The organism is Marinactinospora rubrisoli (assembly GCF_042664915.1).
Lineage (GTDB): Bacteria > Actinomycetota > Actinomycetes > Streptosporangiales > Streptosporangiaceae > Marinitenerispora > Marinitenerispora rubrisoli.
On sequence record NZ_JBHTBH010000011.1, the window covers coordinates 40,431 to 54,541 of the forward strand.

Genomic DNA, 14,111 nt, shown 5'->3' on the forward strand with positions numbered 1-14,111 from the left:
GCGGACTCCGGTCAGTCCGCGGACCGATGGCCGCTCCGCAGCCGCTCCACGACGGCCGGCCCGAGTTCGGTGACGTCACCGGCCCCCATGGTCAGCACGATGTCGCCGGGCCGGGCCAGCGCCGCCACCTGCTCGACCGCGGCGGACCGGTCCGGTTGGTACCGCAGCCGGCCGTGCCCGGCGCTCCCGGTGATGAGCTCGGAGGTCACCCCGGGCTCGGGGTCCTCCCGGGCACCGTAGATGGCCAGCACGACGGCCTCGTCGGCCAGGCTGAGCGCCTCGGCGAACTCGGTGGCGAAGATCCGGGTGCGACTGTACAGGTGCGGCTGGAACAGCGCCACGACCCGGCCGCGCGTCCCGGCGGAGCCGCCGTCGCCCGTGTCGCTCTCCAGGGCGGCCCGCGCCGCGCGCAGGTCGGCCGCCAGCTCGGTGGGGTGGTGGGCGTAGCTGTCGTACACCCGCACGCCCGCCGCCGTTCCCTTGAGCTCGAACCGCCGGGCGGCGCCGGTGTAGGCGGTCAGCCCCTCGACGGCGACCTCGGGATCGTGCCCGAGCTCGTCGGCCACCGCGATGGCGGCGGCCGCGTTCAGCACGTTGTGGCGGCCGGGCACCGCGATGGCGCACCGCAGCGGCTCACCGCCGGGCGTGCCGAGCGTGAACTCGGTGGTGAAGCCCCGGGCGGTGATGCCGGAGACCTGGAAGTCGGCCTCGGGAGACTCGCCGTAGGTGCGCACGCGCAGGCCGCGCTCGCGCGCCGCCTCGGCGACCTTGCGCGCTCCGGGGTCGTCGATCCCGGCCACCAGGGCCTCGCCGACGCGCTCGGTGAAGGCCGAGAAGTTCGCGTGGATCTCGGCGAGCCCGTGGTAGTTGTCGAGGTGGTCGGCCTCGACGTTGGTGACGACCGCGATCCGGGGCGCGAGCATCAGGAAGGAGCCGTCGCTCTCGTCGGCCTCGACCACGATGACGTCGCCGGCACCGGCGTCGGAGCCCTTCCCGGTGGTGACCAGGGTCCCGCCGATGACGTATCCGGGCTCGGCGCCCAGTTCGCGCAGGACCACGGTGAGCATCGAGGTGGTGGTGGTCTTGCCGTGCGTGCCGGCCACGGCGACGCCGCGCCGGTCCAGCAGCAGCGCGCCCAGCGCCGCCGCGCGCGGCAGGACGCGCAGGCCGCGCTCACGGGCGGCGACGAGCTCGGGGTTGTCGGCGCGGATCGCCGAGGAGACCACGAGGGTGTCGGCGTCGCCGACGTTGCCCGCGGAGTGGCCGACGTGCACCCGTGCGCCGAGTCCCTCCAGTTCGCGCAGCAGCGCGCTGTCCTTGGCGTCGCTGCCGGAGACCTCGACCCCGCGCTGGATCAGCACGCGTGCGATGCCGGACATCCCGGCACCGCCCATGCCCACGAAGTGCACCCGGCCCAGCTCGGCGACGGGGACCGGATCGGTGGGGGTGACCAGGCCGCTCACGAGGCCGCCCCCGCGCTTCGGGTACCCGGAGTCATCGGGCCTCCCCCGGGTCGTCGTCGCCGTCGTCGATCGGCATCTCGGGGGTCGGCCGGTCGCCGCGCGCGATGGCCATGACCTCGCGGGCCAGTTCGACGTCGGCGTCGCGCCGGCCGAGCCGGGCGGCCGCCTCGGACATCGCCACGACGCGGTCGGTGTCGGTGAGCAGCGGGACGAGGTTGGCGCGGATCCAGTCCGGCGAGAGTTCGGAGTTGGCGACCATCAGCCCGCCCCCGGCCTCGACGATGGGCTCGGCGTTCAGCCGCTGCTCGCCGTTGCCGATGGCCAGCGGGACGAACGCCCCGGGCAGCCCCACGGCGGTCAGCTCGGCGCAGGTCATGGCGCCCGAACGGCACATCGCGACGTCGGCCGCGGCATAGGCGAGGTCCATGCGGTCGATGTAGGGCACGACGACGTAGGGGACGCCGTCGCGGGTGCGGTCCTCGGGCTCGCTCGCGTTCTTCGGGCCGACCACGTGCAGCACCTGGATCCCCGCGCGGCGGAAGTCGTCGGCGGAGGCGAACGCGGCCTCGTTGACGACCTGCGCCCCCTGGGAGCCGCCGAAGATCAGCAGCGTGGGCATCTCGGGGTGCAGCCCGAAGTGGGCGCGCGCCTTGTCGCCGACGGCGAGACGGTCGAGGCCGGAGATCTGCTCGCGCAGCGGGATGCCGATGTAGCGGCCGTTGCGCATCTCGGTGTTGGGGTGCCCGGTGAAGACGTGCGGGGTCAGCCGCGCGCCGAGCCGGTTGGCCAGCCCGGGCAGCGGGTTGGCCTCGTGCACGACGATGGGCACCCGGCGGCGGCGTGCCGCGAGGTAGCCGGGGGTGGCCACGTACCCGCCGAAGCCGACGAGCACGTCGGCCTGCAGGCGCTCGATGTGCCCTGAGGCGGTGCTGATGGCGTTGGCCAGTTTGCCCGGGACCGTGAGCAGCTGCGGGGTGAGCTTGCGGGGCAGCGGAACGGCGGGGATCAGGCCCAGTTCGTAGCCGCGTAGCGGGACGAGCCGGGTTTCGAGTCCCCGTTCGGTGCCCAGACACAGGATCTGGGTGTCGGGGTCGACGCGCCGCAGCGCGTCGGCCAGGGCCAGTGCGGGCTCGACGTGCCCCGCTGTGCCGCCTCCGGCGAGGACTACCCTCATCGTCGCCGATTCCTCCTCGCTTGTCGCGATCCGATGGTTGCCTGGCCCCGGGTGGCCTTCGCGGCGGGAGTTCCCGCGTTGTCCAGGCCAAGCCAGCTTAGAGCCCTTTGCACCCGGCTGGGACCGCGTGCGGCCAGGGCCTCGCGGGCGTCCGGCTCGGACTTGGCCAAGGCGAGCAGGATGCCCAGTGCGAGCATCGTCGGGATGAGCGACGAACCTCCGGCCGAGACGAGCGGCAGCGGGATGCCCGTGATGGGCAGCACCCCGATGACCGTTCCGATGTTCACCAGCGCCTGCACGACGATCCACGCGGTGAGCGAGGCCGCGGCCAGCCGCACGAACGGGTCGTCGGCCCGGGACGCCACGCGCAGCCCAGCGTAGCCGAGGAGTCCGAAGAGTCCGACGACGATGAGGGTGCCGATCAGCCCCAGCTCCTCGCCGAGGATGGCGAAGATGAAGTCGCTCTCGGGGTGCGGCAGGAACCCCCACTTCTCCCGGCTGCCGCCGATGCCCACCCCGAACACCCCGCCGGTGCCGAGCGCGTACAGGCCGTGCAGCAGCTGGAACCCCGACCCGGTCGGATCCGCCTCGGGGTCGAGGAAGGACATGAGACGGGCGATGCGGAAGGGCTCGACCGCGATCATGATCGCCACGAGCGCGCCCACCAGCGCGATCATCGCGAGGAACAGCCGGCCGGGCGCCCCCACCACCCACAGCAGGGTGAGGAAGATGGCCATCAGCACCACCGTGGTGCCGAGGTCGCTGCCCAGCAGCACCAGGATCACCAGCACGCCGCAGCCCGGGAGCACCGGGATCAGCAGTTGCCGCCACTCCAGCAACTGCCGCAGCTCCTCTTTTCGGGCGAGCACGTTGGCGCCCCACAGCGCGAAGGCGAGCTTGGCGGGCTCGGAGGCCTGCACGGTCACGCCGCCGATCTCCAGCCAGCGGGTGGCGCCGTAGTACTCCTCGCCCTGGAACACCGTGAGCACCAGCAGCGCGACCGAGGCGAGCACCGCGGGGTAGCCCATGAGGCGGAACACCGACAGCGGCAGGTGCGAGGCGATCACCATGAGCGGCAGGCCGATCGCCGCGGCGACGACCTGTTTCTGGAACAGGGAGTAGGCGGACCCGGTGTCGGTGTAGGAGTCGACCATCGAGGACGACAGCACCATGACGAGACCGAGCGCGATCAGCAGCGCGCTGCTGCCGAAGATGAGGTAGTAGGAGGTCAGCGGGCGGTCCAGCCGCTGCGGGATGTCCCGCAGCCGCGCCTGGACCGCGCCACCGGCCCGCGGATGCGCGTCGGCCCTGTCGGCCGACGGGATCGTCACCGCCATACGCCACCTCCGCTGGTCGCCCCGGAACCGCCCGCCGGGGGCTCGTCCCGCCGCCCGGCCGAGGGCGCGCCGTCGTGGGGGGCGGCGCTGTCGGACAGGCCCCGGCGTCGACCAAGTCTGGTGGCAGGGAGCGACACGGCGGTGGACATTACGCGCGTGTTGCGGTTTTTCTGCCCGTGACACGGGTAACGCCCGGGGGCGGCCCGGCGGCGGCGAGCCGCCGGGCACCGGGCCGGCGGGCCCGCCGCGCTCAGGCGCCGAGCGCGCGCACGGCCGCGGCGAAGACGTCGCCGCGGACGTTGTAGTTGGCGAACATGTCCATGGACGCGGCGGCCGGGGCCAGGAGCACGGTGTCGCCGGGCTCGGCCAGCTTCGCGGCGGCGGCCACGACCTCGGCCATGGCGCCGTCGTCGGACCGGGCGACGTCCACCACCGGCAGGTCCGGGGCGTGCCGGTCCAGCGCCTCCCGCAGCCGCGCGCGGTCGGCGCCGAGCAGGACGGCGCCGCGCAGGCGGGGAGCGGCCGCGGCCACCAGGTCCTCGACGTCGGCGCCCTTGAGCAGGCCGCCGGCCACCCACACCACCGACGGATACGCCGCCAGCGACGCGGCGGCGGCGTGCGGGTTGGTGGCCTTGGAGTCGTCGACGTAGTGCACGCCGGCGACCGTGGCCACCGGGGAGATCCGGTGCGGCTCGGGAGCGAAGGCGGCCAGTCCGGCCCGCACCGAGTCCGGACGGACCCCGACGGACCGGGCCAGCGCGGCCGCGGCCAGCGCGTTGGCGACGTTGTGCGGCGCGGCCGGCCGGACGTCGGCGAGGGTGGCGAGTTCCTCGGCCGTTGCGGGGTCGGCGACGAACGCGCGGTCCACCAGCAGGTCCTCGACCACGCCGAGTTCGCCGGGCCGCGGGGTGTCCAGCGTGAACGCGACCCGCCGGGCGGCCGGGGCACCGGACGCGGCGGCGCCCTCTGCGGCGTCCGCCGTGTCCGCCAGCCTCCGCGACAGCGGGTCGGCGGCGTTCACGACCCGCAGCGTGCCGGGCGCGTACACCCGCCCCTTGGCCTCGGCGTAGGCGTCCAGGCCGCCGTGCCAGTCGAGGTGGTCGGGGGCCACGTTCAGCACGACCGCGGCGTGCGGGCGCAGCGAACTCGACCAGTGGAGCTGGAAGCTGGACAGTTCCACCGCGAGGATGTCGGCCGGCGCGCCGTCCGGGCCGGGCGCGATCGCCTCGACCACGGGGGTGCCGACGTTGCCCACCGCCAGGGCGGACCGGCCGTCGGCGCGCAGCATCGCTTCGAGCATGCGCACCGTGGTCGTCTTGCCGTTGGTGCCGGTGATGGCGAGCCACGTCTGGCCGGCCGGGCGCAGCCGCCACGCCAGTTCGACGTCGCCGATGACCTCGACGCCCGCGCGGGCGGCCCGCACCAGCGGCACGGCGTCGGGCCGCCAGCCGGGCGAGGTCACGACGAGGCCGGTGTCCTCGGGCAGGGTCTCGGTGCCGAGCAGCACCCGGGCGCCGAGGTCGCGCAGCCGCGCGGCGCGGTCCTGGGTCGCGTCGTCGGTGCGCCCGTCCAGGACCGTGACCCGCGCCCCGCGGTCGAGCAGGGTCCGGGCGACCGCCGGCCCGGACACGCCGAGCCCGGTGACGCAGACCGCGCGCCCCGCCAGGGCCGCCTCGAACTCCCGCTCCGCAGCCGTCTCCGCCATGGGGTTACCTCGGCATCCATTCCAGATAGAACAGGCCGATGCCGACACCGACGAACAGCCCCTGGATGATCCAGAACCTGATCACGATCGTACTCTCGGCCCAGCCCTTCAGCTCGAAGTGGTGCTGCAGCGGCGCCATGCGGAAGACGCGCTTGCCGGTGAGCCGGAACGACCCGATCTGGATCATCACCGAGAGGGTGATGAGCACGAACAGGCCGCCGATGATGAGCAGCAGCAGCTGGGTGCGGGTGGTGATGGCCAGGCCCACGATCAGCCCGCCCAGGGCCAGCGAACCGGTGTCGCCCATGAAGATCTTGGCCGGCGGCGCGTTGTACCAGAGGAAGCCGATGCAGCCGCCGAGGCCGGCCGCCGCGACCACCGCCAGGTCCAGCGGATCACGGACGGTGTAGCAGTTGGCCTCCAGCGCGTTGACGCAGCTCTGCCGCAGCTGCCAGTTGCCGATGATGACGTAGGCGACCAGCGACAGGATGGTGGCGCCGGTGGCCAGGCCGTCCAGGCCGTCGGTGAGGTTCACCGCGTTGGAGAAGCCGACGATGAGGAAGAGCGCCCAGATGGCGAACACCGGCAGCGCCAGCGCCGGGCCGAAGTCGCGGAGGAAGGACAGGTGCGGGGAGCCGGGTGTGTAGGTGTAGTTGTTCGGGAAGAACGTGACGCCGACGGCGAAGCCGATGCCGACGATCGCCTGCCCGAGCATCTTGGCGCCGCTGCGCAGGCCGAGACTGCGCCGCTTGTAGATCTTGATGAAGTCGTCGAGGAAGCCGACGGCGCCGAGGCCGACGAACAGGAACATCACCAGCAGGCCGGACACGGTGGGCCGGGTCATCGCCGCCAGGTGCGCGCCGAAGTAGCCGATCACCGCGCCCAGGATGATGACGATGCCGCCCATGGTGGGCGTGCCCTGTTTGCTCTTGTGGCCCTCGGGACCGTCGTCCCGGATCTCCTGACCGAACTTGAACCGGTACAGGATCCGGATCACCATCGGCATGATGAGCAGCGACACCAGGAGGGAGAGCGCCGCCGCGACGAGGATGCCGGTCACTTGGCGGCCTCCTCGGCGGTCAGCTGCTCGGCTACCTTTTCCAGCCCGGCCACGCGTGATCCCTTCACCAAGACGATGTCGTCGGGCCGCAGCAGGCCGCGCAGCGCCTCGACCGCCTGTGCGGGGTCGGACACCTGGCGGACCTCGCCCTGCCACCCGGTCACACTTCGCGCGCCATCGACGATGGGCGCGGCCTTTTCCCCCACGGCGACGATGCAGCCGACCCCCGTCTCGGCGGCCAGCCGCCCGAGGCGTTCGTGCTCGGCCCGGTGCGCCGCGCCCAGCTCGGCCATGATCCCCAGCACCGCGACCGAGCGCCGCTGCCGGGCCAGCGCCGCGAGCGTCCGCAGGGCCGCCGCCATGGACTCGGGGTTGGCGTTGTAGGCGTCGTTGACGACGGTGACGCCGTCGCGGCGGTCGGTGACCTCCATGCGCCAGCGGCTCACCGGGCCGGCCTCGCCGAGCGCCGCGGCGATGTCGGCCACGGGCATGCCCAGTTCGGCCGCGACGGCGGCGACCGCCAGGGCGTTGTGCACCTGGTGCTCGCCCAGCACCGCGAGGCGGACCGGCGCCGCGTGGCCGCCGATCTCCAGCGTGAACGCGGCACGGCCGTCCGCGGCGACCTGGACGTCGCGGGCGCGCACGTCGGCGTCCTCGCCACGCCCGAAGCTCACGACCCGGGCCGTGGTGCGGGCGGTCATCGCGATGACGGCGGGGTCGTCGGCGTTGAGGACCGCGACTCCCCCGGCGGCGGCCTCGGGCAGCGCCTCGACCAGCTCGCCCTTGGCCTGGGCGATGGCCTCCCGGCTGCCGAACTCGCCCATGTGCGCGCTGCCGACGTTGAGCACCACGCCGATCCGCGGCGGCGCGATCCCGCACAGGTAGGCGATGTGCCCCACTCCGCGCGCGGCGACCTCCAGCACGACGTGGCGGGTGTTCTCGTCGGCGCGCAGCACGGTGAGCGGGTGGCCGATCTCGTTGTTGAACGAGCCGGCGGGCGCCACCGTCGGGCCGAGGCGGCCCAGCACCTGGGCCAGCAGGTCCTTGGTGGTCGTCTTGCCGGACGATCCGGTGACGCCGATGACCTCCGTCCCCGGGAGTTCGGCGAGGACCGCCGACGCCAGGCGGCCGAGGGCGGCCACGACCTCGGCGTCGCCGCCGTCGACCAGCAGCTGTGGTGCCGCCAGTGGCCGGGATCCCAGCACGGCCGTGGCACCGGCCGCGACGGCGGCGTCGGCGAAGTCATGTCCATCGACCCGCTCGCCACCCAACGCCACGAAGAGCGCTCCCGGGACAGCCTGTCGCGAGTCGATCACGACGGGACCGGTGACGACGTCCGCGGGGTGCGCCGATCCGTGTATGCGGGATTGGGTGATCTCAGCGATCCGATCGAGCGTCAGCGCGATCAAATCCACTCCTCATGTCGGGCCCGGTCCACCGCGCCTTCGGGCGCCTCGACGGCGAAACAGCGTGCTGTGTATGGGGATTCGCTGCACAGAAGCCACAAGGCGGCGGGTGACGCCACGGTGCCGGGCTGCAATTGCCGGACCTACCTTAGAACATGTTTGGTTATCGGGGTTGCGTCCCAACCGAAACACCCGATGGCCCCTCCCGGCCCCCGGCGGGGCCGGGTTCGCCGGGTCCGGCGCCGGTGCCGCGACCGGTACGGGCGAACCCGCAGGTCGGTGCGGCGGCACCCCGCCGGACGGCGCCGGACGGAGGCCGGCGGCAGTCCGGCCGTGGCGGAGTCCGGCACCGCCGCCGCGTGTTCACGGCAAGATCACGATCCGGTCGGCACCGGGCCGCAAGCGGCTCAGCCGCCGCCGACCCGCCACCGGAGCGCGTCGCGCAGCACCTCGCGGTCGTCGAACGGCAGGACGCGGTCGCCCACGTACTGGCCGCGCTCGTGCCCCTTTCCGGCCACGACCACGACGTCACCCGGTTTGGCGCGCTCCACCGCCATCTCGATGGCGGCGGCGCGGTCCGGCTCGACGGTCACCCGGGCGCGCTCCACCGCCGGAACCTTGGCGACCCCGTCCAGCATGCTCGTGATGATCGTGATGGGATCCTCACTGCGCGGGTTGTCGTCGGTGAGGATGACGGTGTCGGCGAGCCGGGCGGCGGCCTCCCCCATCAGGGGGCGCTTGGCGCGGTCGCGGTCGCCGCCGCAGCCCAGCACGATGGTCAGCCGGCCGTCGGTGACCGTCCGCAGGGATGTGAGGACCGCCTCCACCGCGCCGGGCTTGTGGGAGTAGTCGACGACGGCGGTGAAGTTCTGGCCCTCGTCGATGCGCTCCATGCGGCCCGGCACGCCCGCGGCGCTCGCCACACCGCGCAGTGCCGCCTCCAGCGGGATGCCCGCCTCGACGAGGCCGACGATCGCCGCCAGCGCGTTGGCGACGTTGAAGGGGCCGGGCAGCCGCACGGCCGCGTCGACCTCCAGCCCTCCCGGGCCCACCACCCGGAACGCGCTGCCGTCCGGTCCCAGTTCGACGTCCACCGCCCGCCAGTCGGCCTCGGGGTCGCCGTCGGCGGAGTACGTGGTCACCGGGATCGCGCCGCGGGCCGTCACCATGTCGACCAGGGCGCGGCCGAAGCGGTCGTCGCGGTTGACCACCGCGACCCGGGCGAACTCCGGCGTGAACAGGAGCGCCTTGGTGTCGAAGTAGTCGCGCAGGTCGGCGTGGAAGTCCAGGTGGTCCTGGGAGAGGTTGGTGAACACGGCGACGTCGAAGTGCGCGCCGCCCACCCGGCGGCGGGCCAGCGCGTGGCTGGACACCTCCATGGCGGCGGCGCCGACGCCGCGCTCGCGCATGACGGCGAACAGGCCGTGCAGGTCGGTGGCCTCGGGCGTGGTCAGGGCGGAGTCGACGCGTTCGTCACCGACCCGCATCTCCACGGTGCCGATCAGGCCCGTGCGCTGGCCCGCGGCCCGCAGGCCCGACTCCACCAGGTAGCTGACGGTGGTCTTGCCACTGGTGCCGGTGGTGCCGATGAGCAGCAGGTCGGCGCTGGGGTCGCCGTAGATCCACGCCGCCACCTCACCGAGGCGCTCACGGGGGTCGGGCACGGCGAGCACGGGCAGGCCGGTGGCGGCCGCGCGGTCGGCGCCGTCGGGGTCGGTCAGGATGGCCACCGCCCCGGCCGCCGCGGCCTGCGCGGCGAACTCGGCGCCGTGCGCTCTCGCGCCGGGCAGCGCGACGTACAGGTCCCCGGGCCGCACGGCGCGGGAGTCGTGGGTGATCCCGGTGATCGTCGTCTCGGTGGCGGGGCGGGATTCGCCGCCCGTCGCGGCGGGCGCCGTGTCCGGCGCGGCGGTTCCGGACGGAACGGCCGCGTCCAGGAACTCGGCGAGGCCGGACAGCGGGCGGAGCTGGTTCTGATCAGGTCGCATTACCGGTGGCACGTCGTGAGGCTATCGGCTGGCGGGCGGCGAGGGATAATTCTTCGTCGGCGGGGCGGCCGGTTCACTCCGACAGGCGGATGTTCGGCGGTTCGGTGTCGGTCGGCGGAACCTGAAGGGTCTTCAGCGAGAACGACATCACGTCGGTGAAGACCGGCGCGGCGGCCTCACCGCCGTAGTAGTCGCGCTGCGGGCCGTGCAGCACGACCTGGACGACCAGCTCCGGGTCGTCGGCCGGTGCCATGCCCACGAAGGTGCTGGTGTAGCCGCCGCCGGCGTAGCGGCCGGTTTCGGGGTTGACCCGGTTGGCCGTTCCGGTCTTTCCGGCCACCCGGTAGCCCGGAATCCGGGCCTGCTGCGCCGTGCCCTCCTCCCCGGTGACCGCCTCCAGCATCAGCCGCACCTCCTCCGCGGTCTCTGCGCTGACGACCTGCTCCTGCCGGGCGCCGGGCGCGGGTGTGAACTCCCCGCTGTCGTCCACGGTGCCGGCGACGACCCGCGGCTCCACCCGGACACCGTCGTTGGCGATGGTGGCGTACACGCTCGCCATCTGTACGGCGTTGACCGAGATGCCCTGGCCGAACGAGATGGAGGCGAGCTGGGTGCCCCACCAGTCGTCGGGGTCGGTCAGGATGCCGGCGTTCTCTCCGGGCAGGTCCAGGCCGGTGGGCTTGCCGAAGCCGAACTTGCCGAGGTAGGTGTACAGCCCCTCGGCGCCCAGTTGCTCGGCCACCTGGATGGTGCCGGTGTTGCTGGACTGCGCCATGATCCCGTTCAGGGTCAGCCGCTCGGTTTCGTGGAAGTGCGCGTCGCGGAAGGTCTGGTCGTAGCGCTGGATGGCGTACGGCACCGTGTAGACGGTCTCGGGCGTGGTCAGGTCCTCCTCCAGGGCCCCGGCCGCGGTGATGACCTTGTTGGTGCTGCCGGGCTCGAAGGCGACGGCCAGTGCGCCGTTGCTGCGCTGCTCGGGAGTGGAGTCCTGGATGTCGTTGGGGTTGTAGGTCGGGTAGCTGGCCATGGCGACGATCTCCCCGGTGGGGCGCATGACGATGACGCTGCCGCCCTCGGCGTCGAGATCGGCCACGCGGTCGGCGAGCGCTCGTTGGGCGTGCCACTGGACGTCCTGGTCGAGGGTGAGCCGCACGTCCTGGCCGGGGACCGGCTCGCGGGCGAGTCCGTTGGCCATGGGGATCTGGGTGCCCGCGGCGCCGACCTCGACCTGCTGCTGGCCGGGTTCACCGGCGAGGGTGTCCTCCAGCACGCTCTCCAGGCCCTCCAGCCCGTGACCGTCGCTGCCGACGAAGCCGACGAGGTTGGCCGCGCCGGTCTCCTCGGGGTACACGCGCTTGTAGTCGGTCTGCGCGGCCACGCCCTGGAAGTCGAGCTCGTCGAGTTCTTCCCACTCCGCGGGCGAGACGTTGCGCATGATGACCTGGTAGCGGCTGGGCTCGGCGTCGACCTTGGCCGCCACCTCGTCGGGGTCGAGGTCGAAGCGCTGCGACAGCTCCGCGACGATCTCGTCGCGCTCGTCGTCGCGGATGTCCACCGGGTCCACGAACACGGTGCGCACCGCCACGGACATGGCGAAAGGGTTGCCGTTGACGTCGGTGATGTCGCCGCGGGTCGTGGGGATGTCGATGGTGCTGAGGCGCAGGTCGGACGCCGCCGAGGCGTACTCGGCCGCCTGGATGCCCTGGATCTGCACCAGCCGGCCGGCGAAGATCAGCAGCACCACGACCATCAGCAGCACCGCGATCTTGATGCGCCGCCCGGGGTTGCCGCGGCGGAACCGCCGGCGCAGCGGAGGCACCGGCGCGGAACGGCCGGCCTGCCGTGCCGGCCGGCGTTTCCCGGGCGGCGAAGCTCCCGCACCGGGTGGTGTGCGCGGATGCGGCACGGGTTCGCGCGAGCCGCCGCGGCGCCGCGGCGGCTCGCCGCCCGCCCGGGCGCGGCCCGGCTTGCCGGACGAGCGAGACGCCGCGGCCCGCCGGGTGGAATCGGCGGGCCTGCGGGGGTCGCGAGGGCGCGGCTCGCGGGACCGGCTCATCGGCGCCTCCCCGTGGGTCTCGGGCGGGCACCGCCGTGTCCGCCGGGTGCGGCCGCCGGGCGCCGCGCCGGTACCGTCGCGCTCATCCGTCGTCCCCCTCGGCCTCAGGGTCGGGCTGCTCGCCGGTGCCGGGCAGGTCACCGGAGCCGCCGCTGTCGTCGCCCCACGTCTCACCACTGTCGAGGCTGACGAACAGTGGGGCCTCACCGGGCTCCATGCCGAGTTCCTCGGCGCGCTCGGCGATGGTCTCCGGCGACTCCGCGTGCAAGTTCTCCTCGCGCAGCGCCTCTTCCTGGTTGGTGAGCTCGCGGTTCTCCTGCTGGAGCCGGCTGATGGCGAAGGCGTCCTCGGTGAGCACGGTCCGCAGCACGAGCAGGCTGGCCAGAGCGCCGCCGAGCAGGCCCAGGATGAGCAGCACGAACGGCATGCGGGGCGCGGACGCCGTCGCATCGTGCCGGGCGGCCGATGTCCGTGTGGTGCGCCCGGTGGCGCGCGCCCGGGCCGTGCCACGCCGCCCGGTGGATCGCGGCGCGCGTGGTGGCGCGGTCCGTGCGGTGCCGGTCTGGCCGGCGGTCGGGCGGGCGCGCCGGGCGCCGGTGGCCCCGCCGCGTTCGCGGTCGTCGGTCGCGGTGCTCATGTTGCCTCCCCGCCTCCCTGTCACTCTGCTCGCGCGCCGGGGGTCGGCCGGTGCGCGGCTTCCACCTTCGTGTCCGACCGCCGGGTCATGGCTCCCGGATCCGTTCGGCGGCCCGCAGCCGGGCCGACGCCGCGCGGGGATTGCGGGCGTTCTCCTCTTCCGAGGGCTGTTCGGCTCCCCGGGTGAGCAGGCGCAGTTCCGGCTGCCGATCGGGCAGCGGAACCGGGAGGTCGGGCGGTGTGGTGTCGGTGGCGAGGGCGGCGAGGGCGCGCTTGGTGATGCGGTCCTCCAGGGAGTGGTACGACAGCACCGCGATCCGCCCGCCGACCGCGAGGCGGGCGACCGCCGCGGGCAGCGTGCGTTCCAGGATGGCCAGCTCGGCGTTGACCTCGATGCGCAGCGCCTGGAAGGTGCGCTTGGCGGGGTTGCCTCCGGTGCGCCGGGTGGCGGCGGGGATGGCGTCGCGGACGAGTTCGGCCAGCCGCCGGGTGGAGGTGATGGGGGCGGCGGCGCGCTCCCGGAGGATGGCCTGGGCGATGCGGGCGGCGAAGCGCTCCTCGCCGTACTCGCGCAGGATGCGGGTGAGTTCGGCGGCGGAGTAGTCGTTGACGACGTCGGCCGCGGTGCGGCCCTGGGTGCGGTCCATCCGCATGTCCAGCGGCGCGTCGTAGGAGTAGGCGAACCCGCGTTCGGCCTCGTCCAGCTGCGGCGAGGAGACGCCGAGGTCGAGCAGGACGCCGTGCACGCGCTCGGCGCCGGCCTCGTCGAGGACCCGGGGGATCTCGTCGTAGACGGCGTGCGCGAGGTGCACCCGGTCGGCGAAGGGGGCGAGGCGGCGTTCGCTGCGGGCCAGAGCGGTGCGGTCGCGGTCGATGCCGATGAGCCGCAGCCGGGGATGCGCGGCGAGCAGGGCGGCGGAGTGGCCGCCGAGTCCGAGGGTGCCGTCGACGAGAACCGCGCCGGGGGCGGCGAGCGCGGGCGCGAGCAGCTCGGCGACCCGGTCCAGCATGACCGGGACGTGCGCCGCCTCGGTGTCGCCCATAAGAACTGTGCCCCCTGCGCTTGCGGATACCACCCGACCGTGGTTCTCGGGTGCCACCCGACAGTCTCCCTCGTCGCTCTCTCGGCCGTGGACGCGCGTTCGGCGTGCGGCCCCTTCGGCGCCCGCCCCCGCGGACGCGTTTCCCCCGGGCCTGCCCCTCGCGTGCCCCGTGCGCTGCCCGTCCGGGCTCTCGCCCCGGCCGGCCTCCAGACGCGCCCCCGAGAGGCCACCTGGCGCCGGGGA

General features: G+C 73.8%; 10 protein-coding genes. All 10 read right to left on the bottom strand.

Translation table 11 applies throughout. From position 1 onward, the window contains the following. Positions 1-11 precede the first annotated feature (11 nt). A complete protein-coding gene (gene murC, locus ACFQRF_RS21200) occupies positions 12-1,454 on the bottom strand; it encodes a UDP-N-acetylmuramate--L-alanine ligase (protein WP_379873050.1) in 1,443 nt (480 codons plus the stop codon). Positions 1,455-1,494: 40 nt separating this feature from the next. Beyond that, the gene (murG, locus tag ACFQRF_RS21205) at positions 1,495-2,637 is read right to left on the bottom strand and encodes an undecaprenyldiphospho-muramoylpentapeptide beta-N-acetylglucosaminyltransferase (protein ID WP_379872895.1); all 1,143 of its coding nucleotides are present in this window, start codon (positions 2,635-2,637) and stop codon (positions 1,495-1,497) included. Continuing rightward, positions 2,634-3,974, bottom strand: a complete 1,341-nt coding sequence (gene ftsW / locus ACFQRF_RS21210) for a putative lipid II flippase FtsW (protein ID WP_379872896.1) — start codon at positions 3,972-3,974, stop codon at positions 2,634-2,636. Before ftsW ends, murG begins: the two co-directional genes overlap by 4 nt. 250 nt (positions 3,975-4,224) lie before the next feature. After that, the gene (gene murD, locus ACFQRF_RS21215) at positions 4,225-5,679 is read right to left on the bottom strand and encodes a UDP-N-acetylmuramoyl-L-alanine--D-glutamate ligase (protein WP_379872897.1); all 1,455 of its coding nucleotides are present in this window, start codon (positions 5,677-5,679) and stop codon (positions 4,225-4,227) included. Between the two features lie 4 nt (positions 5,680-5,683). Next, complete coding sequence (gene mraY / locus ACFQRF_RS21220) at positions 5,684-6,739, bottom strand: phospho-N-acetylmuramoyl-pentapeptide-transferase (RefSeq protein WP_379872898.1); 1,056 nt, start codon at positions 6,737-6,739, stop codon at positions 5,684-5,686. Continuing rightward, positions 6,736-8,148: a UDP-N-acetylmuramoyl-tripeptide--D-alanyl-D-alanine ligase gene (locus ACFQRF_RS21225; RefSeq protein ID WP_379872899.1), complete on the bottom strand. Its 1,413-nt coding sequence runs from the start codon at positions 8,146-8,148 to the stop codon at positions 6,736-6,738. Before ACFQRF_RS21225 ends, mraY begins: the two co-directional genes overlap by 4 nt. Before the next feature lie 404 nt (positions 8,149-8,552). Further along, positions 8,553-10,133 carry a UDP-N-acetylmuramoyl-L-alanyl-D-glutamate--2,6-diaminopimelate ligase gene (locus ACFQRF_RS21230; protein ID WP_379872900.1) on the bottom strand — a complete coding sequence of 527 codons (1,581 nt, stop codon included), beginning with the start codon at positions 10,131-10,133 and terminating at the stop codon, positions 8,553-8,555. A gap of 73 nt (positions 10,134-10,206) precedes the next feature. Further along, entirely contained in the window at positions 10,207-12,189 is a 1,983-nt protein-coding gene (locus tag ACFQRF_RS21235) for a peptidoglycan D,D-transpeptidase FtsI family protein (protein ID WP_379872901.1), read from the bottom strand. An 82-nt stretch (positions 12,190-12,271) separates the two neighbouring features. Next, complete coding sequence (gene ftsL, locus ACFQRF_RS21240; RefSeq protein WP_379872902.1) at positions 12,272-12,826, bottom strand: cell division protein FtsL; 555 nt, start codon at positions 12,824-12,826, stop codon at positions 12,272-12,274. An 85-nt stretch (positions 12,827-12,911) separates the two neighbouring features. Beyond that, on the bottom strand, positions 12,912-13,868 hold the full coding sequence (gene rsmH, locus ACFQRF_RS21245; RefSeq protein WP_379872903.1) for a 16S rRNA (cytosine(1402)-N(4))-methyltransferase RsmH: 957 nt from the start codon (positions 13,866-13,868) through the stop codon (positions 12,912-12,914). Positions 13,869-14,111 lie beyond the last annotated feature (243 nt).